Source organism: Pseudomonas putida (assembly GCF_028682475.1).
Classification (GTDB): domain Bacteria; phylum Pseudomonadota; class Gammaproteobacteria; order Pseudomonadales; family Pseudomonadaceae; genus Aquipseudomonas; species Aquipseudomonas putida_AG.
The window spans coordinates 31,924-55,596 of sequence record NZ_JANHLE010000004.1; the positions used below are offsets into that span (position 1 = coordinate 31,924).

Annotated in this window: 17 protein-coding genes and 2 tRNA genes; 6 read left to right on the plus strand and 13 right to left on the minus strand. The window is 55.8% G+C overall.

Annotation, left to right across the window (positions count from 1 at the left end; translation table 11 throughout):
* Positions 1–20: 20 nt before the first annotated feature.
* The 6 genes from NPS47_RS04745 to NPS47_RS04770 all read left to right on the plus strand — a co-directional run bounded on the left by NPS47_RS04745 (position 21) and on the right by NPS47_RS04770 (position 10,676).
* Complete coding sequence (locus tag NPS47_RS04745) at positions 21–1,037, plus strand: class I SAM-dependent rRNA methyltransferase (protein WP_274293947.1); 1,017 nt, start codon at positions 21–23, stop codon at positions 1,035–1,037.
* A 91-nt stretch (positions 1,038–1,128) separates the two neighbouring features.
* Positions 1,129–4,071, plus strand: coding sequence for a DUF748 domain-containing protein (locus NPS47_RS04750; protein WP_274293948.1), 2,943 nt, complete (start codon positions 1,129–1,131; stop codon positions 4,069–4,071).
* Between the two features lie 275 nt (positions 4,072–4,346).
* Positions 4,347–5,717 (plus strand): gamma-mobile-trio recombinase GmtY, encoded by a 1,371-nt coding sequence (gene gmtY / locus NPS47_RS04755; RefSeq protein ID WP_274293949.1) that lies wholly within the window; start codon positions 4,347–4,349, stop codon positions 5,715–5,717.
* Between the two features lie 40 nt (positions 5,718–5,757).
* Positions 5,758–8,352 carry a gamma-mobile-trio integrase GmtZ gene (gene gmtZ / locus NPS47_RS04760; protein WP_274293950.1) on the plus strand — a complete coding sequence of 865 codons (2,595 nt, stop codon included), beginning with the start codon at positions 5,758–5,760 and terminating at the stop codon, positions 8,350–8,352.
* On the plus strand, positions 8,349–9,011 hold the full coding sequence (gene gmtX / locus NPS47_RS04765) for a gamma-mobile-trio protein GmtX (RefSeq protein ID WP_274293951.1): 663 nt from the start codon (positions 8,349–8,351) through the stop codon (positions 9,009–9,011). The genes gmtZ and gmtX overlap by 4 nt, the downstream gene beginning before the upstream one ends.
* A gap of 84 nt (positions 9,012–9,095) precedes the next feature.
* The gene (locus NPS47_RS04770; RefSeq protein ID WP_274293952.1) at positions 9,096–10,676 is read left to right on the plus strand and encodes a hypothetical protein; all 1,581 of its coding nucleotides are present in this window, start codon (positions 9,096–9,098) and stop codon (positions 10,674–10,676) included.
* 98 nt (positions 10,677–10,774) lie between these two features.
* Here NPS47_RS04770 and NPS47_RS04775 read toward each other — a convergent pair whose 3' ends face one another.
* The 13 genes from NPS47_RS04775 to secG form a co-directional block, all read right to left on the minus strand.
* On the minus strand, positions 10,775–11,563 hold the full coding sequence (locus NPS47_RS04775) for a hypothetical protein (protein WP_274293953.1): 789 nt from the start codon (positions 11,561–11,563) through the stop codon (positions 10,775–10,777).
* A 122-nt stretch (positions 11,564–11,685) separates the two neighbouring features.
* Positions 11,686–12,951 (minus strand): RelA/SpoT domain-containing protein, encoded by a 1,266-nt coding sequence (locus tag NPS47_RS04780; RefSeq protein WP_274293954.1) that lies wholly within the window; start codon positions 12,949–12,951, stop codon positions 11,686–11,688.
* Between the two features lie 570 nt (positions 12,952–13,521).
* Positions 13,522–13,872 (minus strand): BON domain-containing protein, encoded by a 351-nt coding sequence (locus NPS47_RS04785; protein WP_274293955.1) that lies wholly within the window; start codon positions 13,870–13,872, stop codon positions 13,522–13,524.
* A 258-nt stretch (positions 13,873–14,130) separates the two neighbouring features.
* The gene (gene pnp / locus NPS47_RS04790; RefSeq protein WP_128323006.1) at positions 14,131–16,236 is read right to left on the minus strand and encodes a polyribonucleotide nucleotidyltransferase; all 2,106 of its coding nucleotides are present in this window, start codon (positions 16,234–16,236) and stop codon (positions 14,131–14,133) included.
* 250 nt (positions 16,237–16,486) lie between these two features.
* Positions 16,487–16,756 carry a 30S ribosomal protein S15 gene (rpsO, locus tag NPS47_RS04795; protein ID WP_010222985.1) on the minus strand — a complete coding sequence of 90 codons (270 nt, stop codon included), beginning with the start codon at positions 16,754–16,756 and terminating at the stop codon, positions 16,487–16,489.
* Between the two features lie 153 nt (positions 16,757–16,909).
* Complete coding sequence (truB, locus tag NPS47_RS04800; protein ID WP_274293956.1) at positions 16,910–17,827, minus strand: tRNA pseudouridine(55) synthase TruB; 918 nt, start codon at positions 17,825–17,827, stop codon at positions 16,910–16,912.
* A 3-nt stretch (positions 17,828–17,830) separates the two neighbouring features.
* A complete protein-coding gene (gene rbfA, locus NPS47_RS04805) occupies positions 17,831–18,229 on the minus strand; it encodes a 30S ribosome-binding factor RbfA (protein WP_038606777.1) in 399 nt (132 codons plus the stop codon).
* Between the two features lie 121 nt (positions 18,230–18,350).
* A complete protein-coding gene (infB, locus tag NPS47_RS04810) occupies positions 18,351–20,849 on the minus strand; it encodes a translation initiation factor IF-2 (RefSeq protein ID WP_274293957.1) in 2,499 nt (832 codons plus the stop codon).
* A gap of 27 nt (positions 20,850–20,876) precedes the next feature.
* Positions 20,877–22,358: a transcription termination factor NusA gene (nusA, locus tag NPS47_RS04815; RefSeq protein ID WP_038606771.1), complete on the minus strand. Its 1,482-nt coding sequence runs from the start codon at positions 22,356–22,358 to the stop codon at positions 20,877–20,879.
* 59 nt (positions 22,359–22,417) lie between these two features.
* A complete protein-coding gene (gene rimP, locus NPS47_RS04820) occupies positions 22,418–22,876 on the minus strand; it encodes a ribosome maturation factor RimP (RefSeq protein WP_274294092.1) in 459 nt (152 codons plus the stop codon).
* A gap of 129 nt (positions 22,877–23,005) precedes the next feature.
* Positions 23,006–23,082: transfer RNA gene (locus tag NPS47_RS04825), tRNA-Met, on the minus strand.
* Positions 23,083–23,179: 97 nt separating this feature from the next.
* Positions 23,180–23,265: transfer RNA gene (locus NPS47_RS04830), tRNA-Leu, on the minus strand.
* 19 nt (positions 23,266–23,284) lie between these two features.
* Entirely contained in the window at positions 23,285–23,671 is a 387-nt protein-coding gene (secG, locus tag NPS47_RS04835) for a preprotein translocase subunit SecG (protein ID WP_274293958.1), read from the minus strand.
* Positions 23,672–23,673 lie beyond the last annotated feature (2 nt).

A 23,673-nucleotide genomic window follows, 5' to 3' on the forward strand; every position in this document is an offset into this window, starting at 1 on the left:
CGCAAACCAAGGCCACGTGCATGTCCCTCTTGAATCAGGCGCTGCGCGCCGCCCTCGACGCCCGCCAGGGCCTAATCGCCGAACTGCATGCCCAGGGCACCGACTGCTATCGCCTGTTCCATGGCAGCCAGGAAGGCGCCAGCGGCCTGACCGTTGACCGTTATGGCCCGCAACTGCTGGTGCAGAGTTTTCACCAGACGCTTGAGCGCAGCGCCTTGCTTGAACTGCACGCCATGATTCAAGCGCAGCTTGGCCTTGAACTGCTGCTGGTCTACAACGACCGCTCCCAGGGCAACAGCCGCATCGACCGCCGTGACCCGGTGTACCAGGCCAGCGAAACGGCCCTGGCCGACCATGTCGGTCATGAATGGGGGCTGAACTACCGTGTCCGTGGCCGTCACGCCGGGCAAGACCCGCTGCTGTTCCTCGACCTGCGCAATGCCCGCGGCTGGGTCAAGCAACACAGTGCCGGCAAGCGTGTGCTGAACCTGTTTGCCTATACCTGCGGTGTCGGCCTCAGCGCTGCCGCGGGCGGTGCCCGTGAGGTGTGCAATCTGGACTTCGCTGAAGGCAACCTGGCGGTGGGCAAGGAGAACGCTGCGCTCAACCCGGAGCTGGCACCGATGGGGTTCATCCAGTCCGATTACTTCCCGGCGATCCGCCAGTTCGCCGGCTTGCCCATCAGCCAGCGCCGCGGTCACAAACTGCCGCCGTACCCACGCCTGGAGCAACGCCAGTTCGATCTGGTATTTCTCGACCCGCCGGCCTGGGCCAAGAGCGCCTTCGGCACCGTCGATCTGTTGCGCGACTACCAGAGCCTGCTCAAGCCGGCCCTGCTCAGCACCGCCGAGGACGGCGTACTGATCTGCTGTAACAACCTGGCCAAGGTCAGTCTCGACGACTGGCGCGAACAAGTGCTGCGCTGCGCCGAAAAAGCCGGGCGCCCGGTACGCGACTGCCAGGTGCTCACACCGGCCAGCGACTTTCCGTCGCAGGACCAGCAACCACCGCTGAAGACCTTGATTCTTCAGCTTTAAAACAAAGAACCGGGAATTTCCGAGCTATCTTCGGAACCGTTTTTACGTGCCATACTCCAAGCACTTCCGTTCCAGACAGACGACGCCGCACATGCCCAAAGGATTGAAACGCGCCCTCGGCGCCATGTTGGCCGCTTTGGCCCTGTACAGCCTGCTTGGCTTTCTGATTCTCCCAGGGGTTGCCCTGCGTATCGCCAACCAGCAATTGACCAACTACGCCACGGTGCCTGCGCACTTGCAGCGTATCGAGCTCAACCCCTTCAGCCTTGAGCTGACCCTCTGGGGCCTGCAAATTGGCGAGCCGGGCAAAGAGCAGGTCGGCTTTGAACGCCTGTATGCCAACCTTGAACTCGACAGTCTGTGGACCGGCGCCCTGCACCTGGCAGGCATCGAACTGGAAAAGCCGCGCACCGAATTGCTGTTCGCCAAAGACGGCAGCCTGAACCTGGCCCAGCTGTTCAAACTGCCGCCCAGTGAAACTAAACCCGAAGCGCCGCCGAGCGACCCTTTCCCGGTGCGCATCGGCAGCATCAAGCTCATCGAAGGCTATCTGCACTTCGAGGATCTGCGTCCCAGCGAGCCTATCGAGTTCCTCTACGACTCGATGAATCTTGAGTTGAAAAACCTCAGTACCCTGCCTGAAGACAGCTCCGACATGACCTTGGTAGCCATCGGACCACATGGCGGGCGCATAGACTGGAGCGGGACCATCAGCCTTGTGCCCATCGCTTCCGAAGGCACGCTGAAAGTCACCGAAGGCAAGATGAAAGGCTTCTGGCCCTATGTCCGCGATGCCGTGCCGCTGGTCCTGGAAGAAGGTGTCATCAGTCTCGACACCCACTACAAGCTGAACCTGTCGAAGGAAACCGAGCTGCTGCTCGACAACACTTCGGTGAGCATCGCGCCCTTTGCCATCAAGGCACCGGATGGTCGCCCACTGGCTCGCCTGGCACGCCTGGATATCAGTGAAACCTCTGTCGACCTTGCCAAACAATTGGTAACCGTAGGCAAGATCCGCAGCGAAAAGCTGGAAACCTGGGCCGCGCTGGAGGCCGATGGCCAACTCGACTGGCAAAAGTTGTTCGCCAGCCAGCCGGCCAAGGCCACGCCGAAGGAGAAAGCCGAACCTGCCGCAGCCGAACCTGATACCCAGGCGCAAGCGACCGCTGCCGAACCAGGCAAGCCCTGGCAGGTACTGCTCAAGGATGTGCAACTGCGTAACTATCAGGTCCACCTCGCCGACCGCTCGCAAAAGCAGCCGGTGGCGCTGGACGTGGCCCCGTTGAACCTCGACCTGCAGAACTTCGACAGCCTCAATCAGTCGCCTTTCACCCTCAAGCTCGATACCGGCGTGGGCAAGTCAGGCAAGTTGCAGGCGGCCGGTGAGGTCAACCTGGCACCCGTAACCGCCAAGCTCAAGGTCAGCACCCAGGACATTGACCTGCGTATCGCCCAGGCCTACATCACCCCGTACATCCGCCTGGAACTGCGCAGCGGCATGCTCGGCAGTGATCTCAACGTCAACCTCAGCAACGTTGACCCGCTGGCCTTCAGCATTGACGGCAAGGCGCAGGTCAACCAGCTGCATACTCTGGATACCATCAAGGACCGCGATTTCGTCAAATGGCAGCAACTCAACCTCGACGGGCTGTCCTACCGCCACGGTGACGCGTTGAGCATTGGAAAGGTCAGTCTGAAGCAGCCTTACGCGCGCTTCATGATCAACGAAGACCGCACCACCAGCGTCGATGACCTGCTGATCCCGCAACCAGCAACCGCGCAATCCAGCGCCCAGACAAAAACCAAGTCAGCAGCCAGCAGCGACAAGCCGCTAGGCATCCGCATTGGTGCAATCGATATCAACGATGGCTCGGCAAACTTTGCCGACTTCAGTCTGACCCCCAACTTCGCCACCGCCATCCAGCAGCTCAACGGACAGATCGGCACCATCGACAACCGCCAACCGAAGCCGGCCAAGGTCGATATCAAGGGCAAGGTTGATCGCTATGCCCCGGTGACCATCAAAGGCGCGCTGAACCCCTTCGACCCGATGGCCAGCCTGGATATCGCCACCAGCTTCAAACGCGTCGAGCTGACCACCCTGACGCCTTACTCGGGTAAATTTGCCGGCTTCCGTATCCGCAAGGGCCGGTTGAACATCGACCTGCACTACATCATCACCAACGGCAGGCTCAAAGCCGAAAACAAGGTGGTGGTCGAGCAGCTGCAGCTGGGCGAGAAGGTCGACAGCCCGGACGCGGTGGATCTGCCGATTCGCCTGGCCGTGGCCTTGCTCAAGGACACCGAAGGTAAAATCTCCATCGAACTGCCGGTGACCGGTGATCTGAACGATCCACAATTCAGTGTCATGCCGATTGTCTGGCAGACCTTGCGCAACCTGGTGCTGCGCGCCGCCCAGGCGCCATTCAAGTTCATCGGTGGCCTGATCAGCGGCGGCGACGCCCAGGACCTGGGCAGCGTCGCCTTCGCCGCCGGTTCCAGTGACCTGGCTCCCGATGCGCAAAGCGCCCTCGACAAACTTGCCGCGGCGCTCAAGGAACGCCCTGCCCTGCGCCTGGAGATCGAAGGCACCAGCGCCCAGAGCAGCGACGGGCCGTTGATTGCCCAGCAGCGTCTGGAGCGTGAATACCAGAGCACCTACTACAAGATCCTCCAGCGGCGCGGCGACAAGGTGCCGGCCCAGGCTTCGGAGCTCAAGGTCCCCGATGGTGACAAACCAGCGATGCTCGAAGGCATTTACCGTGCACGGATGAAACAGCAGCCACCCGCCGAATGGGAACAGCTGGACCGCGAGCAGCGCACCACGCAGCTGCGCAATGCGGTGCTCAAGTCCTGGGGTGAAAGCGCTCTGCTGCTGCGCCAGCTGGGTCAGGCCCGAGCCAGCAGTATCAAGGACTACCTGGTGGACAAGGCCAAGCTGGAGGACGATCGGGTGTACTTCATCGATGCCAGCCTCGGCCAGGCCGAAGCGGATGGCCGGGTGATCACGCCACTGCACCTGGATGCCGAGTAACCAACTGGTGGGATTGGCTCCCACCGGTATTTTCCCTGACCCGATAAAGAAGCCCCGGCAACCAGTTTATTCCCCCCAATTGGGGATACATAGCTGGGGACTTTTCAGCATTTTTCTACATCAATACCCCTTTCCGAGGGGTATTTTTTTGCTCCGTGAACGTGAAAGCCATACCGTGATCTAGCATGGTATGTAGACGCCATTCAGTTCTATGTAATCCATATGCGCCATAGGAAAGTGGATAGCAAACCAAAGCACAGATAGGGGGCGAGCTCATGTTTGTGACAGTCAGGGCTCGCGTCTATACAGATGCCACAGGTGTCTACACTGAGCTTCCAGTGCTTCTGACGCCCAGTGGTGTGTTGGAGCCGTTGCTCGACTACTACCTTTTCCGCAGCCACGACCGCAGCCTGACGTGGATGACGAAGGTTGCTCGCTCGGTTCGGATGTTCCTTGAGTATCTACAAATCAATCCTGAAGAATGCGACATCTTTCGACTCTTTCAGAATTTCGCTCAACGCCTCTACACCGGAACATTCAACCGCGATACAGGCCTCGACCCGACCGAATTATGCTGGGCTCCGAGATCTCCCCAAGATGCTTCGCACATCGTCACCCACCTGACTGACTTCTTCGAATGGCTTAGCGAGATGCGCCCCGAAGCTGCAAAGGTGAACCCACGGTACGCTGGTGGCGCCTTCGACCGACAGACTGAAGAGGCAGCTTACCAGTACCGACGCAGTAAGGCCTTTCTTGGCCACACTTGGGCGGCAAACGCATCCCCCATACAGACCGGACACCGGGTGCGAGGCCGACGCCTGCCCAAGGTGGAGAAACCTGAGCCGCCAAGTTTCCCGGAGGAGCGCTTTGAGGAGCTGCTGTACAAGGGGTTCTGCGTTGGCGGACGTTACGACTATCGCGGGATGCTCATCACATTGTTGCTGCACGGCGCGGGCTTTCGCGAGTCGGAGCCTTTTCATCTCTACATTCCTGACGTGATACCTGACCCTGTCAACAAGAGTAAAGCGGCGGTCCTCATTCACCATCCGTCGTACGGTTCGGCACCTGAGGATTGGCGCGATGAGCAAGGACGATCACGTAAAGGTAATCGAGCGGAATACCTCGTCCACCAGTTCAGCCTCGCGCCCCGTACTGACCTGATGAACCACCGTCACGCGGGCTGGAAAGGCGGACTGCACGATGGCCCCTACTACAAGCAGGCATTTTGGTTCTTGCCTGAGTATGGCGAGTGGTTCCTGAGCCTTTGGTATCGCTATCTGGAGCAGGTGGCGAACGTTGAACGCGACCACCCTTTCGCCTTCATAAACCTTAGTCGCGAGCCCGTCGGTGCGATGTACACGCTAACCCAGTACAACAAGGCACATGCCGCTGCCTCCGAGCGCATTGGTCTCACAGTCGGTAAAGCACTGGGAACTACGCCGCACGGCCACCGTCACGCGTATGGCCGCCGGCTGCGCAACGCTGGAATCGACAAAACGCTCATCCGTCGCTTCATGCATCACGCCTCGCTGGAAAGCCAGGAGGTTTATACGCAGGCGAATACCCGTGAGGCTCTAGCAGCACTAGAAACAGCAGCGCAGTTGCTGCGAGAAAAGCACACCGGGACATTCTCCGTGTCTAGCTAATTGTTTTCCATTATTGAAATCAAAGAACGAAGGGGGGCTGATGGCTGACAGAAAAAAGACTGTACTCAATCCCATCACTGTACCCCCCTCAAGGGTAGCCGGAGTTACACGTGAAACGGACATCACACTTGGCTGGGTCGAGCGTGACTATCCGCAACTAGCCGTCTGGCGCAACTTGGCTGTGGACTGGTTAGAAGGCGAGATGACAGGCGTCAGCGAAAAACTGTTTGGATTGGTGGCCTTCTTAGAGCGTTTTCTCATTCATCAAAACCTCCCACTTGATCCGGCGGTGATTCTAGCGCGAGACTCAGTTTTACCTGACTTTTACCGGGTGGCGTGCCCGGACTCGGCAAAAGGAGTCAGGTACAACAACTGCATCCATGCATTTCTAAGTTTCGTTCTGCTCCGTGACTTCAGTGAACTAGGAGACAACGGTCAGCCAATAGTCTCCCCAGCGTTCCATAATCCAGTGCCACGTCGCTCGGCTTCTGGCCTACCCAAGCGCGACGAAAGCGTGTACTCACCGTTGCCCTATGGCTACATCGAGGAGCTGCGGCAAATACTTGCTGCAGGGCCGGATTTTCGTGACTGGCATTGGGCCCAGGGGGGCCTTGGTGAAGTTGGTCTGTGCGGGCCCGGTGGGCCTGCTTGGTTCGAAGTGGTAGCGGAGCAAATTGATCGGAGCGACCCAGATTGCGTATGGCGTGAGCGATCGGTAAACGACAAGATACGTTTAGAGATGTGGAGCCCGGTTCGTTGGGTGGCGCTGTTAGTAAAACTTATCTTGCCACTCCGTACCTTACAGGTACGCATGCTGGACTCAGGCGAAGCTGACACTTGGCGCTATGCGGCAGAAACTTGGGAACTGAATAGAGGCCGACTTGCGCAGGGCAGCGAACGCAGACCTCTTCAACAGGGTGTATTTCGTCAAGGCACCCCACTCGCTGATGGCGAAGGGGCTTCGGTCGTGCTCTATGTCAACACTAACAAAACTGCTGATAAAGCCAAGCAAAGTTCCCAAAAAGGCTACTTACTTCCGTGGGCGCTCGGTGGCCCGGTGCATCAGGACGTGTTCTACTGGCTTGAAAAGCTCCGCAACTGGCAAGAAAAGTACAACCCAATTTCGCAGCGTACATCTTGGGCAAAGCTAGATAGTCGTCACATCAAAGCCAAGAGCAAGCTGCAACTAGCCGGATATTCCGATGCTTGCTTTCTGTTCCGTCTGGCGGAGGCGCGACCGAGCGAGCGTCATCTTCCGTTAACTCAAGACTCATTAGATAAACCTTGGTTCAACCTGCTTGACGCACTCGAGCTACGGCTTAATGAGCGCAGGGAGACCCACTCCAATGGGCAGTCAATAAAATTTCTTCCTCCTTTGGAGGAAAGAAAGACATCCTCGAAAAAAACTCTTTTTCCTCTGCATAGTTTGCGAGTCTCTCTCATCACCGCGCTTGCATTAGAGGGGATGGTGCCGTTTCCTATTCTTCAAAAGCTCGTAGGTCATAGCCGCCTGCTGATGACACTGTATTACACTAAACCAGGTGCTTCCTATATCAGCGACACGTTGTTAAAGGCTGTAGAGCGACTTGAAGCACACAAGGAAGCAAGCATTCAAAGCTTCCTTCTGGATACCGAATATGCCGAGCTCTTAGAAAAAGCCATCTGCAACAACGTGTCTGGTATTGCTGCAGCTATACCTCAGCATCCCGCAGCTAGGAATGCAGTTGGGTGGATGCCGATGCACCACGGGCTTTGCTTGGTCGGCGGCAACACTAGCGAAATTGAAGATAATGGCTCGGTTGGCGGGTGCTACAACGGTGGGCCGTTAACAGGGTCACCGAGTTTGAAAGTGCATGGACCCGTGCCGGGTGGTAGTAGAAATTGCGTTCGTTGTCGCTGGTTCGTTACTGAGCCACACCACCTACCTGCACTGGCTTCCCATTTCAATACATTGGCCTATCACTTTGACGAGGCGCGTAACGCTTGCATAGCCAACGAGAAAAAGTTGCATGACTTGAAAAAACAGAGAGCCGACGCAGAGGAAGAAAACCGACCATTTGTGCGGATCGACGCATATCGGCAGTCAGAGCGAGTGTGGGAGAAAAGCATGAAATGCTTCAGCGACCTTGCCGAGGACTTAGTCGCCTGCTGGCGTCTCATTGAGCGCTGTAAGGCTACTCTTGACGCCCCTATAGGCGATGGTACGCAACTGGTTGCTGCTGGCACGGTAGCTGATGTGAATATTGTATTCGAAGAGTCAGAGTCGGAGTTACTCCAGCTAGCAGGTGTATGTGAAAGCGTTGAGGTCTATCCAGACCTAGAACCGGGTAGGGCAGTCTTCCGCCGTAGCCAGTTGCTCGATGCAGTTCTTTATCGTGAGGGACAACCTCCTGTGTTTATGCTCTTGACAGAACAGGAGCAATTGCTCGCCGGCAATATGTTCATGCGTCACCTTGCTCAGAAAATGAACCCAGAGAATCCCGTACTCGGCCAACGGCAAGTGATTCATTTGATTGACTCAGGGGTGAGCCTCAGTCATCGCTTCGACGTGGACCTGACTACCCTGCTACCGACGGCAAACGGCATCCGGGATTCTTTCGCCAGGCATCAAGTGCAAGGAGGAGATGAAACATGAACGGCAATACGGACATCCATCCGGATGCTATCTTGGAGGCGTTGCTCGCCAAAGGCGGACGCTCAAACCGGCGTGCCAACCTTACGAAGGTGCACGACCTTTGCCGCAAACAGCATGAGGGTAACTCTCGAGACTTTTCATTGCCTGCTATTGGTCGCCTGGTGGAGGCGGATGGCATCATGAAGGGGCGGGCGCTTTATAACGCTCAATCCGCTGATTATCGAGTGCTCATTGAGGCTTGGGCAACTTACGCTGGGCCGCCTAGACCAAAGCAGGCAAAGATGCTGGCGAGTCATGAATATCTGATGCGCATTGAAGATCCAGCCATCCGTTCCATCATGCAAGCCATCATTGCCGAGCGAGACAAGCTCAAGGCACAACTCAACGTCCTGAAGGCCAACACGCAAGTGACTGTAGATCGGCGTCCACTGGGTGTAAACATTGCGGCTGCTCCTGGAGTGCAGCCGATGGCGGTGCTCGCCCTTGCCGCGCAACTGACGGCATCAGAGCATGAAGCCTTGCTTAAGGCGGTATCACCCGAGTACTTAGAAAAGTGCGGTCTACGGGAAGGCAGTCACGGCGAAATTATCAATGAACGCGGGCGGACGCTGTTCGAAGTTGGCTTTGCTCGGGCGATTCGCAAGGTACTGGGCGATTGAATCCTGATCAGAACTAAGTCTGATTTTTACCGACAAGGCCAGTGGTAGCTGGGATAGGTCCACTGAAAAAACATGGGGCACTATATGACTATGACACCATTAGATGACTTTCTTGGGTTTATTGAACAAAAGCATGGCGAGGAGACTTGGGTTTCACTCTATAAGCGAATAACCAAGGATGACAAGAGTGAGGATGGCGCGTTTTATTCTGCGCTTGTCAGCCAAAGTGCAACGGAAAGAGCTATAAGGCAGCCAAGTTGGGACTTGATGCTCGGCGGAGGGGGCCCTGGCCTCGTCATGGGCTACGAAAATGGTGAAGAGGTAACTACATATTTAGCACAAGGCGATGGCGAATATCGTCGCATCGTGATATATCGAGATTTTCATGGAAGAAAAGACAATTACTTCGAGATCCTAGAAGAGTTTCGATTATTTCATAATCTTTATTTCGACCAAAAATCGTCTACCTACTTAGCCTTTGATGACGCGGGGGATGAAGTCGAAGTCATAAAAATTCTCCCCTCCGAAATCAAAGTCAGGAAAGGATATTTGAAGTCTTTCATGGCAGCCACACAGACGAATTTATTACTTTACTTTGAGTTTACAAGGCACTTCACGTCTAATATTGGCTATAAAGACGACATAAAGAATGACAATCTCTGCATAGTGATTTACTCTGGCCAATCCTACTCAGAGGGATTTAGCTATTTCACTAGGGCTCTGGGAAAAAAGCTGATCCGCTGCGAGACGATTGAGAAGTCTGGAGTATGGCCTTTCACTGCAGCGAAGAAGTATGAAGATTTCATAATAGGCGGCGACCTTGACGCACCTATCGAGTACAACTGTGACCCTGATGAGTTAGCTAATTATTTCGGCGCAAACCCGAATGCTCCGCACTATTTAACACCTGTATTTTTCAAAAAAGAGGTTATGCAAAAATACTACAACTCCTGTGACTATGAAATTAGTGATGGCTACCTGTCTAGAAAAGGCTCATGGAGTCTACGATTCGATAACAATGCGCCAGGACATGTATCGGTTTTTTTAGGTGACCTAGGGAGAGACCTACCATCTAAAGAGCAGGTTTATTGGAAGAGCTTCAACTTTGTTCCTGATGGACACAGCATTAGCGAGACAAATTACCAAAGAAGTTTTCTTGGGAACTTCTATGATCCAGAAAGCCCCGAGCATAAATTTAAATATGCATTTGTAGAAGTCCAAAAAATCTGCTCAGAAAAGCTTGGGTGGTCACTATTTCTACCCTTGGCAGATAAAGACACTCACTTTCTTAACTCCATTCGCTCAATGCTCACTCGCGAACAATCAGAATTTGACGCATTGATTTTAGCTATTGCGAAAATTACTATTGACTCCGTCAACGTCAAGGGGCTTAGAAAATATTTAGACCAAGATGACGAAAGCAAGTCCATTGTACTGCTCGGAATGTTCCTACAGAAGTTGAATATTCAAAATCATGAGGAGTTATCAACTTTTCTTAGAGGAGTTCAGTCCGTACGATCTAGCGGCGTTGCTCATAGAAAAGGTACAGAGTATGACAAGGTCATAGCCAAACTGAACATAGATGAAGACAATTATCAGGCGGAGTTTGATGAAATACTTTCAAAATTTGTCTCATTATTTGAATCCATTGTGAAAGCAATTTGACATTTAAATTATTGTTAGATTCCAGTAACTAGCTAGTTCTGGAAACTAACAATATAGCTTGACACATGCCCACGGAGCCCCACTGGTAGTACGCGACCCTATACGGGAGGGCGGAACGAGGAGTACATCGCTCCGGTGGAAGGGATCGGCCCCCCGTGAAGTTCCTCCGCCATCCGAATTTTTGCGTCCATCCATTCCCGATACACGTCAATGCGCTCGTTGATTAGGGGGTGATTATCCGCAGACGCCGCAACCACGAACGCAATTGCCTGCCCTACCTCGACACAGGCCAGCAGCCCCAGGTTAACGTGCCAACTGTTTTGTCCATACACACCAGTCAATGAAAATCCGTGCATTCCATTGTCAATCGGACCAGAATCTTCTAAGTGATCGATCACGGATTTCCGGTTGGGGTGTGCCCCGAAGTCGATCGAGGCAGCATAGTGCGCCTGAACATACTCGGCCATCAGAGTATTAATCGACTTAAGTTCTTTCACCGCCTTTGCAACTGTGAAAACGTCCCGACAATTCTTGTGGTCCTTCTCCGAATCATGCCGACGAAACCAGATGTCAGCGTTCGCCCCGTCGCGTGCAATCAGGAATGCATAGCAGGCTGATTCAAGAGCTGTCCGGACAATAGGAAACGTCGATACCACGTGCCCCGAAAGCGCCTGACGCACTGCGCTGAGCAGCATGGTATAGGCATTCATTACCAAGAGTCCGGAAGTTGGGTCAGCCTTGAAATCGCAAGCGAAAATCTCCTCCTGAAAAATCTGATCCATCTGATTAACGAGATACATGAGCTGGGGCGGCTCGTTGGCATGATCCTGAGCGTTCTCGGAGGTTGCTACCAGGTAATCCTGCAAACTGCCGGCTTGGATCTTCATTCTGTCTCGCCCATGTATGAGAGGTATTTACTGATCTATTGACGGTTGATCGTAGTCGCTGGTCAACATAATGACACGTCTCGGGGCGCTTGTATGGCTTCCCAGACGTCTCAATCAATATTCTATTTCAACAAATTAATTAATTCGCGTAACTCTTCAGATGCTGATTTAATGATTTCCGGTCCCGGTACCTCAACCCCATGAACAAGGTAATTCCGAAATTTCTGCAGTCGTTGAGCTGCTTGTCCAAATGCGTTAGCCACGTCTGGGAATGACCGGCGAAGGACTTCGAACGGACGCATAACATTACCTGCATGAAGTTTATTCGGATAATGGTCTTTCGAGGCCTCAAGTAAGATTCTCTCATACTCGATCCACAACTGAATAAACTCACCAATAGCCTCATGTTGAAGGTAAGAGTCATTTGCTGCAGCGAGAGACATGGAGGGCGTGGACTCCACACGTCTAACTTTCTCATACATGGCGTAACGACTTGAGTCTTCACTCAAAATCTGGTCGATAACCTGTTCTGACAACGGTCGCTTTTCGAAATCGTTATGCAGAGGTTGTACGTATTTAGCGAGAGCCTCTGGCTTATTCAGGCCTAAAGATTTTAGCAGTTCGAATAGAGTATCCACTCGACCAACGGCTGCCTCGGTTAGAGTCGCCTCACCAAGTGCGGTTCTTGCCAACTCTATTAACGACGCAGCCAAATCGTAATGATTGGAAAACTCCCGTCCTTGAGTTGACGCCCGTAGTTCACCGGCACGCTGCAAGCGCTCCAGTGCGATTTCGCCCGATAAAACTAAACCGTTCAACTCGTCAAGGATGGAGTACTCCTCGACGGAGAGTTCACCCTGCAGCGGCTTATAGACCAGGTCGTGCTCGACTTCTGACCATGCGTGCATAAGCACTGAAGCAACTTGAATTTCTACTTTAGCCTCGGCATATCTTTGTTGAGATTCATGAAGCGAAGCCTCTTTCAAAACCACTCTGTAGTGCGTAGCCCAATAGCCGGAAAACCGTTTATTGTAAGAGGGGGCTGCCTCGGTAGGGAACTCCTTCGGTTCTTCAGTCAGGTCGAAGAGCGACCGAACAATACGTCCTACCTCCTGCCTTTCGCCTGGGAAATACAGAGCAACCCGCACGCCCGCCAAGTCTACAATATCTTCAAATATCGCAGAAACGTTTTGGTATTGGCGTTTAACTGCCCGTTGGCGAACTTTAGCTTCCAGACGAGCATGATTTTTTGCACGTGATGTGACGATAGCTCTAACACCGGCGGAGCGCAGATTCGCCTCCAATGCCTGTGCAACCATTCGACAAGCTTGCTCGTAAAAATCGTATTCCTTGCGGTACCGCGCGATGAATTCTGCGATCAAATCCAAAGTCTTCATCCATTGAATTACAGGTAATTCGAACAACCTATCGTACTGTCATAATGATGTCCATGAGGACATGAGGTCTCGCCAGGTTCGTGAGCCCAGAGACGTGCTGGAGCAGCCAAGGAGAAGGCTTCGGGCATGCCTGTGGTCGACGATCGATCTCCCTTCTAGCGGGGTGAAGAAGGTGTCAGGCATGACACCGGATGGGCTGCCACGTTGTTGACTTGGAGACGACGGTATCAATTTCGAACAGGCAACTTCATGAACAGTTGCTTGGCCACACCTTCAGCTTGACTGAAAGCAAGGAGCCAAGGGGCACGCTTAGGGGTGAATCGGGAACAAAGAAGCGCCGACGTTGCCGTTGGCGCTTAGGAATTATGATGCATTAGGATGTATTTCGACATCGTAAGGCTAGGATGCTCCAAAGCCGTTCCTGCTAGGTCTTCGTTCCCTACATCAAAAACTATGTACCATTAGGGTATAAGTCTTTTTAGGCCGGGGCTTTGAGTGACCAAGTCCTTTTGGTCTTTCGCATGAACCTGCAAGGGTCAGCGAGTCGGGAAAAGCTTCTGCTTAATTGGTTTTCAGGCCATCGGCCGATACAGCCTTAACGCCTTTGATGTTCTTGGCGATGGTCACCGCCATGGATTTCTGCGAATCAGTCAAGGCGACATCCGAAGACAGGGAAACCACACCTTTATTGGTCTCGACTTTGATGTCGGTGCCTGGCACGCCTTTTTCGGTCATCAGGTCAGCTTTGACCTTGGTGGTGATCCAGGTGTCCGAGCCCGCTTCAGCTGCCTGGGTCATTTCACCGGCAGCAAGGGTCAGTGGAGCCTGGGCAGGCTGTTGGGCGAATGCCGCGTTAGCCAGGGTCAGAGTCAGGGCGGTGGCAGTAGCGGCAGCAATAGCGAACTTCTTCATACGAGACACTCCTGTTTTTCGAAAAGTCTGCGCCGTAAGTCCTGGCAGCAGGGGTATGACTACCTTTGCAGGGCCTGTGCCAGCTTTCGCAATAAATTATTCCCTTATAAATCAATGTATTACGAAATCGCACAAAACTCGTGATCGTGCAATTTGCATGGCCTGGGAAAATCCTGCATGCAAGATGCAAGTCCGCAAGACAATTGCTACCGGCATAAAAAAAGGACCCCGAAGGGTCCTTTTCTTTACGCTACGTTCTTAGACGCCGGATGCCTTGGCAGCAGCAACGTCCTTGATCGACAGCTTGATACGGCCGCGGTTGTCGACGTCCAGTACCAGTACTTCGACTTCCTGACCTTCTTTGAGGATGTCGGTCACTTTCTCGACGCGAGCATCGCTCAGCATGGAGATGTGAACCAGACCGTCCTTGCCCGGCAGGATGTTGACGAAGGCACCGAAGTCAACGATGCGCTCGACCTTACCGACGTAGATCTTGCCGATCTCGGCTTCTGCAGTGATGCTCAGAACGCGCTGACGAGCAGCTTCAGCGGCGTCTTTGGTTTCACCGAAGATCTTGATCGAGCCGTCGTCTTCGATATCGATCGAAGCCTTGGTTTCTTCGCAGATGGCACGGATGGTCGCGCCGCCTTTACCGATAACGTCACGGATCTTGTCAGTGTCGATCTTCATGGCGATCATGGTCGGAGCATTTTCCGACAGCTCGCTACGCGACTGACCGATGATCTGGTTCATCTGACCGAGGATGTTCAGGCGCGCTTCCAGGGCCTGGCCCAGGGCGATTTCCATGATCTCTTCGGTGATGCCGTTGATCTTGATGTCCATCTGCAGCGCGGTAACACCTTTGGCGGTACCGGCTACTTTGAAGTCCATGTCGCCCAAGTGGTCTTCGTCACCGAGGATGTCGGTCAGGATGGCGAATTTCTCGCCTTCTTTAACCAGACCCATGGCGATACCGGCAACCGGCGCCTTCATCGGTACACCGGCGTCCATCAGGGCCAGGGAAGCACCGCAGACCGAAGCCATGGAGCTGGAACCGTTGGATTCGGTGATTTCCGATACCACGCGAATGGTGTACGGGAACACGTCAGCGGCAGGCAGCATGGCCTGGACCGAACGACGGGCCAGACGACCGTGACCGATTTCACGACGACCAGCGCCGCCCATGCGGCCACACTCGCCCACCGAGAACGGCGGGAAGTTGTAGTGCAGCATGAAGGGGTCTTTCTTCTCGCCTTCGAGGGTGTCCAGCAGCTGGGCGTCACGGGCAGTACCCAGGGTCGCAACGACCAGGGCCTGGGTTTCGCCACGGGTGAACAGTGCCGAACCGTGAGTCTTCGGCAGCACGCCGACTTCGATGTTCAGCGGACGTACGGTCTTGGTGTCGCGGCCGTCGATACGTGGCTTGCCGTTAACGATGTTTTCGCGAACGGTGCGGTATTCGATTTCACCGAAGATTTCTTTGACTTCGGCAGCCGATGGCTGGCCTTCTTCACCGGAGAACTTGGCAATCGCCTGATCGCGCAGCTCACCCAGGCGAGCGTAACGGTCGGCCTTGACGGTGATGGTGTAAGCCTGGGAAACCGCTTCGCCCAGTTCAGCGCGAATGGCGCTCAGCAGGGAAGTGTTCTCAGCCTTGGCAGTCCAGTCCCAGGTAGGCTTGGCAGCTTCGGCGGCCAGCTCTTTGACAGCCTGGATCACAGCCTGGAATTCGTCGTGGGCGAACAGAACGGCGCCCAGCATCTGGTCTTCGGTCAGCTCTTTGGCTTCCGATTCAACCATCAGGACGGCGTCGGAGGTACCGGCAACGACCATGTCCAGGCTCGATGCAGCCAGTTGCTCGTAAGTCGGGTTCAGCAGGTAGCCGGTGCTTTCATGGAAAGCAACGCGCGCGGCACCGATCGGGCCTTCGAACGGAATGCCGGAGATGGCCAGGGCAGCCGAGGTACCGATCATCGCAGCGATGTCCGGATCGGTCTTCTTGCTGGTGGAAACGACGGTGCAGACAACCTGCACTTCGTTCATGAAGCCTTCTGGGAACAGCGGACGGATCGGACGGTCGATCAGACGCGAGGTCAGGGTTTCTTTCTCGGAAGGACGGCCTTCACGCTTGAAGAAACCACCAGGGATCTTGCCGGCGGCGTAGGTCTTTTCCTGATAGTGAACGGACAGGGGGAAGAAGCCTTTGCCTGGATCGGCCTGTTTGGCACCGACCACGGTCACCAGTACGGTGACATCGTTGTCGACGGTGACCAATACGGCGCCGGACGCTTGACGAGCAATACGGCCCGTCTCGAGGGTAACGGTCGATTGACCGAACTGGAATTTCTTGATTACCGGGTTCACGGTTTCCTACCTTCTTCAGTGGCTCTGGGGGAACGGGTTCTTGCGAATTCTTGGGCAGCACAGGGAATCGGCCCTGTCGGCAGTCCAGATAAAACTAGAGGTTGGGAGCCTGCCCTGCCCTTGCGGTAAACCGCTCAGGCGAGGCAGACAGCCAACCTCATAGATACGCGCGGCGTGCTCATCGCTCCCGACGCCAGGCATCGGGAGCGAAGAATGCAACACGCCGTGCACACCACTGGCCAGGCCGCTATTAGCGACGCAGACCCAGGCGACCGATCAGGGCGCTGTAACGAGTGGTGTCTTTGCCCTTCAGGTAGTCCAGCAGCTTACGACGCTGGTTAACCATGCGGATCAGACCACGACGGGAGTGGTGGTCTTTACCGTTGGCCTTGAAGTGGCCTTGCAGCTTGTTGATGTTGGCGGTCAGCAGTGCAACTTGCACTTCTGGGCTACCGGTGTCACCGGCGGCTTGCTGGTATTCGCCAACGATCTTTGCTTTTTCTTCAACGCTGAGTGCCATCTGGCTTCTCCAAATCAAGGGAAACCGAACAAACGGTTTCCAATAGGCCAGGGACAAATCCCTGTATTCATAAAGTGAGGCGTAACCGTGCCTATTAACAGCCATCCTCTTTGCCACCAGTGCCAGGCCGGGGCCCGACACTGAAGGTTTCGATCATTCTGACCGAATCAGTCGACGCGGCGCGATGCGCCCGTCTTCGCTCACTTCACCTATACCGATGAAACGACCGTTGTGATCCTGTACCCGGACCATGCCGAACTTCGGCGCGTCGGGGGCTCTGACCGGCTGACCATGCAGCCAGTAGAAAGCACTGTGCTCGGAGAATTGCAGCAGAGGCCAGTCTTGCAGGCCGCTGTCCGAGGGCATCAGGAAGCGATCGACCGCTTCGTTGCCACCTTCGGCGTGTACTGCCTCGAGCGCTTCGAGGGTCACCGTCTGCGCCAGCTCAAAGGGCCCGGCGTGGGTACGACGCAGTTCGGCGACATAAGCACCACAGCCAAGCATCTCGCCGATATCTTCGACCAGGGTGCGGATGTAGGTGCCTTTGCTGCAGCCGACCGACAGTCGAACACGGGTGCCTTCGCACTCGAGCAACTCCAAGCGGTTAATAGTAACAGAACGCGCCTCGCGCTCCACTACTTCACCTGCACGGGCAAGCTTGTACAGCGGCTGTCCGTCACGCTTGAGGGCCGAGTACATCGGTGGTATCTGACTGATTTCACCACGAAATTGTGGCAGAACGGCTTCAACATCGGCGCGACCAACGGTCACTTCGCGGGTTTTCAGCACTTCACCTTCGGCATCGCCGGTGGTGGTGGTCTGCCCCAGTTGCATGACCGTCTCGTAACCTTTATCGGAATCGAGCAGGTACTGGGAAAACTTGGTGGCCTCACCGAAGCACAGCGGCAGCACGCCACTGGCGAGCGGGTCGAGACTGCCGGTGTGACCGGCCTTCTCGGCATTGAGCAGCCAGCGGACCTTCTGCAGGGCAGCGTTGGAGGTAAACCCCAACGGCTTGTCGAGCAGGATGATGCCACTGACGTTACGGCGAATACGTTTGACCTGGGCCACCGCTTACTCCTTGGTGTCCGGGGTATCGGCGGCCTGGTGCTGGCTGTCTTCGGCAACCGCACGCTCGATCAGCGCCGACAGGTGGGCGCCACGCGTCACGCTCTCGTCGTAGTGGAAATGCAGCTGCGGCACACTGCGCAGTTTCATTTCCTTGCCCAATTGCATGCGCAGGAAACCTGCAGCGGAATTGAGCACTTTAAGGCTTTGCTTGATGTCTTCAGCGCTGTCCTGGCCCATCACGGTGATGTACACCTTGGCGTGGCCGACATCGCGGCTGACGTCGACGGCAGTGATGGTCACAAGACCCACGCGTGGATCTTTGACTTCGCGACGAATCAGTTGTGCCAGCTCGCGCTGCATCTGATCGCCAATGCGTTGGGTACGGCTATATTCTTTGGCCATTTTTGCTACCTGTAACTAAAGCGGCAAACGCCCGACCAGGCTTGAGCCTGACCGGGCGTTGCGTTCAGAGGCGCTGACAACCGCCTTGCGACGGGCATTTCGCGCTTCCCATGCTCGATGCTTAGAGCGTACGAGCCACTTGGACTTTCTCGAAGACTTCGATCTTGTCACCGACTTTGACGTCGTTGTAGCTCTTCACGCCGATACCGCATTCCATGCCGGCACGTACTTCGGACGCATCGTCCTTGAAGCGACGCAGCGATTCCAGCTCGCCTTCGAAGATCACCACGTCGTCGCGCAGTACGCGGATCGGACGGTTGCGGTAAACCACACCCTCGGTGACCATACAGCCAGCGATGGCGCCGAACTTCGGCGAACGGAACACATCACGCACTTCGGCGATACCCAGGATGTTCTCGCGAACATCGCTGCCGAGCATACCGGTCAGGGCTTTCTTGACGTCTTCAATGATGTCGTAGATCACGTTGTAGTAACGCATATCCAGACCTTCCTGCTCGACGATCTTGCGCGCGCCGGCATCGGCACGCACGTTGAAGCCGAACAGTACTGCATTGGAAGCCAGTGCCAGGTTGGCGTCGCTCTCGGTGATACCACCGACACCGCCACCGATCACACGCACCTGTACTTCGTCGTTGCCCAGGCCACTCAGGGAGCCCTGCAGGGCCTCGAGAGAACCACGTACATCGGACTTGAGAACGATGTTGAGGGTCTTCTTCTCTTCCTGGCCCATGTTCTCGAAGATGTTTTCGAGCTTGCCGGCATGTGCGCGAGCCAGTTTGACTTCGCGGAACTTGCCTTGACGGAACAGCGCGACTTCACGGGCTTTCTTCTCGTCAGCCACCACCGACAGCTCGTCACCCGCATCCGGGGTGCCGTCCAGGCCGAGGATCTCGACCGGGATAGCCGGACCGGCTTCCTTAACAGGCTTGCCGTTTTCGTCGAGCATGGCCCGCACGCGGCCGTAGTTCGAACCGCACAGGACCATATCGCCCTGACGCAGGGTACCGTCCTGAACCAGCACGGTAGCCACCGGGCCGCGGCCCTTGTCCAGACGCGACTCGACGACAACACCACGACCCGGGGCCGATGGCGTGGCCTTGAGCTCGAGGATCTCGGCTTGCAGCAGAACGGCTTCAAGCAGTTCGTCGACACCGGTACCCATCTTCGCCGAAACCTTGACGAACGGCGTGTCTCCACCCCAGTCCTCGGAGGTAACGCCTTCGACGGACAGCTCGTTACGGATGCGATCCAGATCAGCGCCCGGCTTGTCGATCTTGTTCACGGCAACAACCAGTGGAACGCCAGCAGCCTTGGCATGCTGAACGGCTTCACGGGTTTGCGGCATCACACCATCGTCCGCCGCGACCACGAGGATCACGATGTCGGTAGCCTTGGCACCACGGGCACGCATGGCGGTAAACGCGGCGTGACCAGGGGTGTCGAGGAAGGTGACCATGCCGCGGTCGGTTTCCACGTGGTAGGCACCGATGTGCTGGGTGATACCACCGGCTTCGCCAGCAGCTACCTTGGCACGACGGATGTAGTCGAGCAGCGAGGTCTTACCGTGGTCAACGTGGCCCATTACGGTCACGACCGGTGCACGGGTCTCGGTCTCACCTTCAAACTTCAGCGATTCGGCCAGGGAGTCTTCCAGGGCAGTGTCGCTGATCAGGGTGACCTTGTGGCCCAGCTCTTCGGCGACCAGCTGAGCGGTCTCCTGGTCGAGCACCTGGTTGATGGTCACCGGAGTGCCCAGCTTGAACATGAACTTGACCACTTCAGCGCCCTTGACGGACATCTGGTTGGCCAGGTCGGAAACGGTGATGGTCTCGCCGATCTGCACGTCACGGATAACCGGACCGGTCGGGCTCTGGAAACCATGGGCATTGCGCTTCTTCGGCTTGCCCTTGCCACGGCCACCACGACGGAAGCCATCGCTTTCTTCGTCGGTGGTACGTGGAGCAGCACGCGGAGTTGGCGCCTTTTCCTTTTCCTTGACCTTGACCGAAACGCGCGGCGCTTCGTTACGGCGCTCGCCACCACGACGATCGTCGTCACGCGACTTGTCGTTGCGACGTACGTCGTCTTTCTTGCGCTCGGCAACCGGCGCCGGAGCGACGTCGGCAGTCTCGATCACCGGGGCCGGAGCCGGGGCAACCGGGGCAGCGGCAGCAGGTGCTGCAGCTGGCTGGCGACGGGCGTCTTCCTCGGCACGCTGACGTGCTTCGGCGTCGGCTTTCTCACGGGCAGCGTTGTCGGCTGCACGGCGCTCTTCCAGCTCGCGTTTCTGCTCGGCCTGGATCTCTTCCGGGCTGCGCTGAACGAATACTTTCTTCTTGCGTACTTCTACGCTGATGCTCTTGCTACCGGCAACACGCAGGGTGCTGGTGGTCTTGCGCTGCAAGGTGATCTTGCGCGGCTCTTCCACCTTCGCCTTGTGGCTGCTCTTCAAATGAGCGAGCAGAGCCTGCTTCTCATTGTCGGTCACTACCTGACCGGCGTCGGTGTGCGGCAGACCTGCCTCACGCATCTGCTGCAGCAGGCGCTCTACCGGTGCAGCGACCTCTTGGGCCAATTCTTTCACCGTGACTTGCGTCATGCACTTCTCTCCTCAGGCCGCGCCTAATTACTCGAACCAGTGGGCTCGGGCGGCCATGATCAACTTGCCGGCACGCTCTTGGTCGATGCCGTCGATGTCGAGCAGGTCGTCAATCGACTGCTCGGCCAGGTCTTCGCGGGTAACTACGCCGCGCACCGCCAGTTCCATCGCCAAATCCTTGTCCATACCCTCAAGCGAGAGCAGGTCTTCGGCCGGATGGGCGTCTGCCAGCTTTTCCTCAGTAGCGATGGCCTTGGTCAACAAACGATCCTTGGCGCGAGCACGAAGCTCATTGACGATGTCTTCGTCAAAGCCGTCGATGTTGAGCATTTCTTCCAACGGTACGTAGGCAATCTCTTCCAGGCTGGTGAAGCCTTCATCGACCAGCACCTGTGCCAGTTCTTCGTCGACTTCCAGCTCGTCGATGAAGTTGCGCAGGATGTCACCGGTTTCAGCTTGCTGCTTGGCCTGGATGTCCGATTCGGTCATCACGTTCAGGGTCCAGCCGGTCAACTGGCTGGCAAGACGCACGTTCTGGCCACCACGGCCAATTGCCTGGGCCAGGTTGTCGGCACCCACGGCGATGTCCATGGCGTGGGCATCTTCATCGACGATGATCGCCGCGACTTCAGCCGGCGACATTGCGTTGATGACGAACTGTGCAGGGTTGTCGTCCCACAGGACGATATCCACACGTTCGCCGCCCAGTTCACCGGACACCGCCTGGACACGCGAACCGCGCATGCCGATACAGGCACCTTGCGGGTCAATGCGCTTGTCCTTGGAGCGTACGGCGATTTTGGCGCGCGAGCCCGGATCACGGGACGCGGCCATGACTTCGATCAGGCCCTCGGCGATTTCCGGCACTTCGATGCGGAACAGTTCGATCAGCATCTGTGGCGCGGTACGCGACAGGATCAACTGCGGGCCGCGGTTCTCGGTGCGGATTTCCTTGAGCAGGGCGCGCAGGCGCACACCGACACGGAAAGTCTCGCGAGAGATGATGTCTTCACGGGCCAGCAACGCTTCGGCGTTGTTGCCCAGGTCAACGATGACGTTGTCACGGGTGACCTTCTTGACGGTACCGGAGATGATCTCGCCCAGACGCTCGCGGTAGGCATCTACCACTTGAGCGCGCTCGGCTTCACGGACCTTCTGGACAATGACTTGCTTGGCGGTCTGGGCGGCAATACGGCCGAACTCGATCGACTCGATCTTTTCTTCGATCACGTCACCGACTTTGGCTTCAGGATGAGTTTCCTGAATCTTCGCCGGCCACACTTCGATCGCCGGATCGTCCAGATCTTTCTCTTCGACGACAGTCCAGCGACGGAAGGTTTCGTAGCTACCGGTGTGGCGGTTGATTTCCACACGCAGGTCAACTTCGTCGTCAAAACGTTTTTTGGTTGCAGTGGCCAGAGCCACTTCCAGCGCTTCAAAAATTACGCCGGCCGGTACGCCCTTTTCGTTGGATACCGACTCAACAACCAGCAGTACTTCTTTGCTCATCGTACGCCTCGCCTTTCGCAAGCCATTGGATCCGCGCGGTCCGCGGGATCCGGCACGTCTCAGTCAAAACTGGGAATAATGTTGGCCTTGTCGATCGAATCGATCGGCAACAGGAACTCTTGGTTGTCTACCTGAACAACCACATCCTGATCCTCCACGCCACGGAGAAGGCCCTGAAAGTTACGACGACCTTCAAAGGGCGTACGCAGCTTGATCTTCACTTGTTCGCCGGCATGCGAAGCAAACTGTTCCAAAGTGAACAGCGGGCGATCCATGCCAGGAGAGGACACTTCAAGGGTGTATTCGGAACTGATTGGATCTTCGACGTCCAGAATTGCACTGGCCTGGTGACTGACGATTGCGCAGTCATCAACCAGAATGCCTTCCTCTTTATCGATATAGATACGCAGGACCGAATGTTTGCCTTGAGAGATGAATTCGATCCCCCAGCATTGATAGCCAAGAGCCTCGACCACCGGGGCCAACAAGGCCTGCAACTGTTCTAGCTTGCTCGACACCTGAACCCCCTCGTGCATGCTATGCAAATAAAAAATGGGCAAAGCGCCCATCCCTGATACGCCGTTGAATACCGGCGTTATGACTGTTCAGCCAAGAAAAAGCCCCTGCAAAAGGGGCTCCGCTGAAACTGGTTGCGGGGGCTGGATTTGAACCAACGACCTTCGGGTTATGAGCCCGACGAGCTACCAGACTGCTCCACCCCGCGACAAAGCTGGGGCGAAAGTATACGACCGAACCCTGACAGGGTCAATCTAACCTCCACCTACAAGAAAGCCCGCTGTAGCGGGCTGTCTTGTTTCAATTGGTACCGAGAAGGGGACTCGAACCCCTACACCCTATGGGCACAACCACCTCAAGGTTGCGTGTCTACCAATTCCACCACCTCGGCAATACTACTTTGAAACCCGTTACTTCTGCTCTTGAGCGGGAGGAACATCGCCAGCGTTAGTGGCTTCGCTCTTCTGCTCCTGGAGCACCGGTACATCATCTGTTGCCGGTTTTTGCTGCTTCACTTCCAACACCGCTGGATCTGGCAACCCTACCTGAGTCAGCTCATGAGCTTTCTCTTTAGCAAAGTATCCTAACCCAAGAGCAGTTAAGAAGAAAGAGGCAGCTAGTATAGCAGTAAACTTACTCAGAAAGGTAGCAGAACCTTGGCTTCCGAACACAGTATTTGAAGCACCTGCGCCGAAAGATGCACCCGCTTCCGCACCTTTACCCTGTTGCAGCAACACCAGCACTACCAAACCCAGTGCGCCCATCAGATGCAAAACAACGATCACTGTTTCCAGCATTT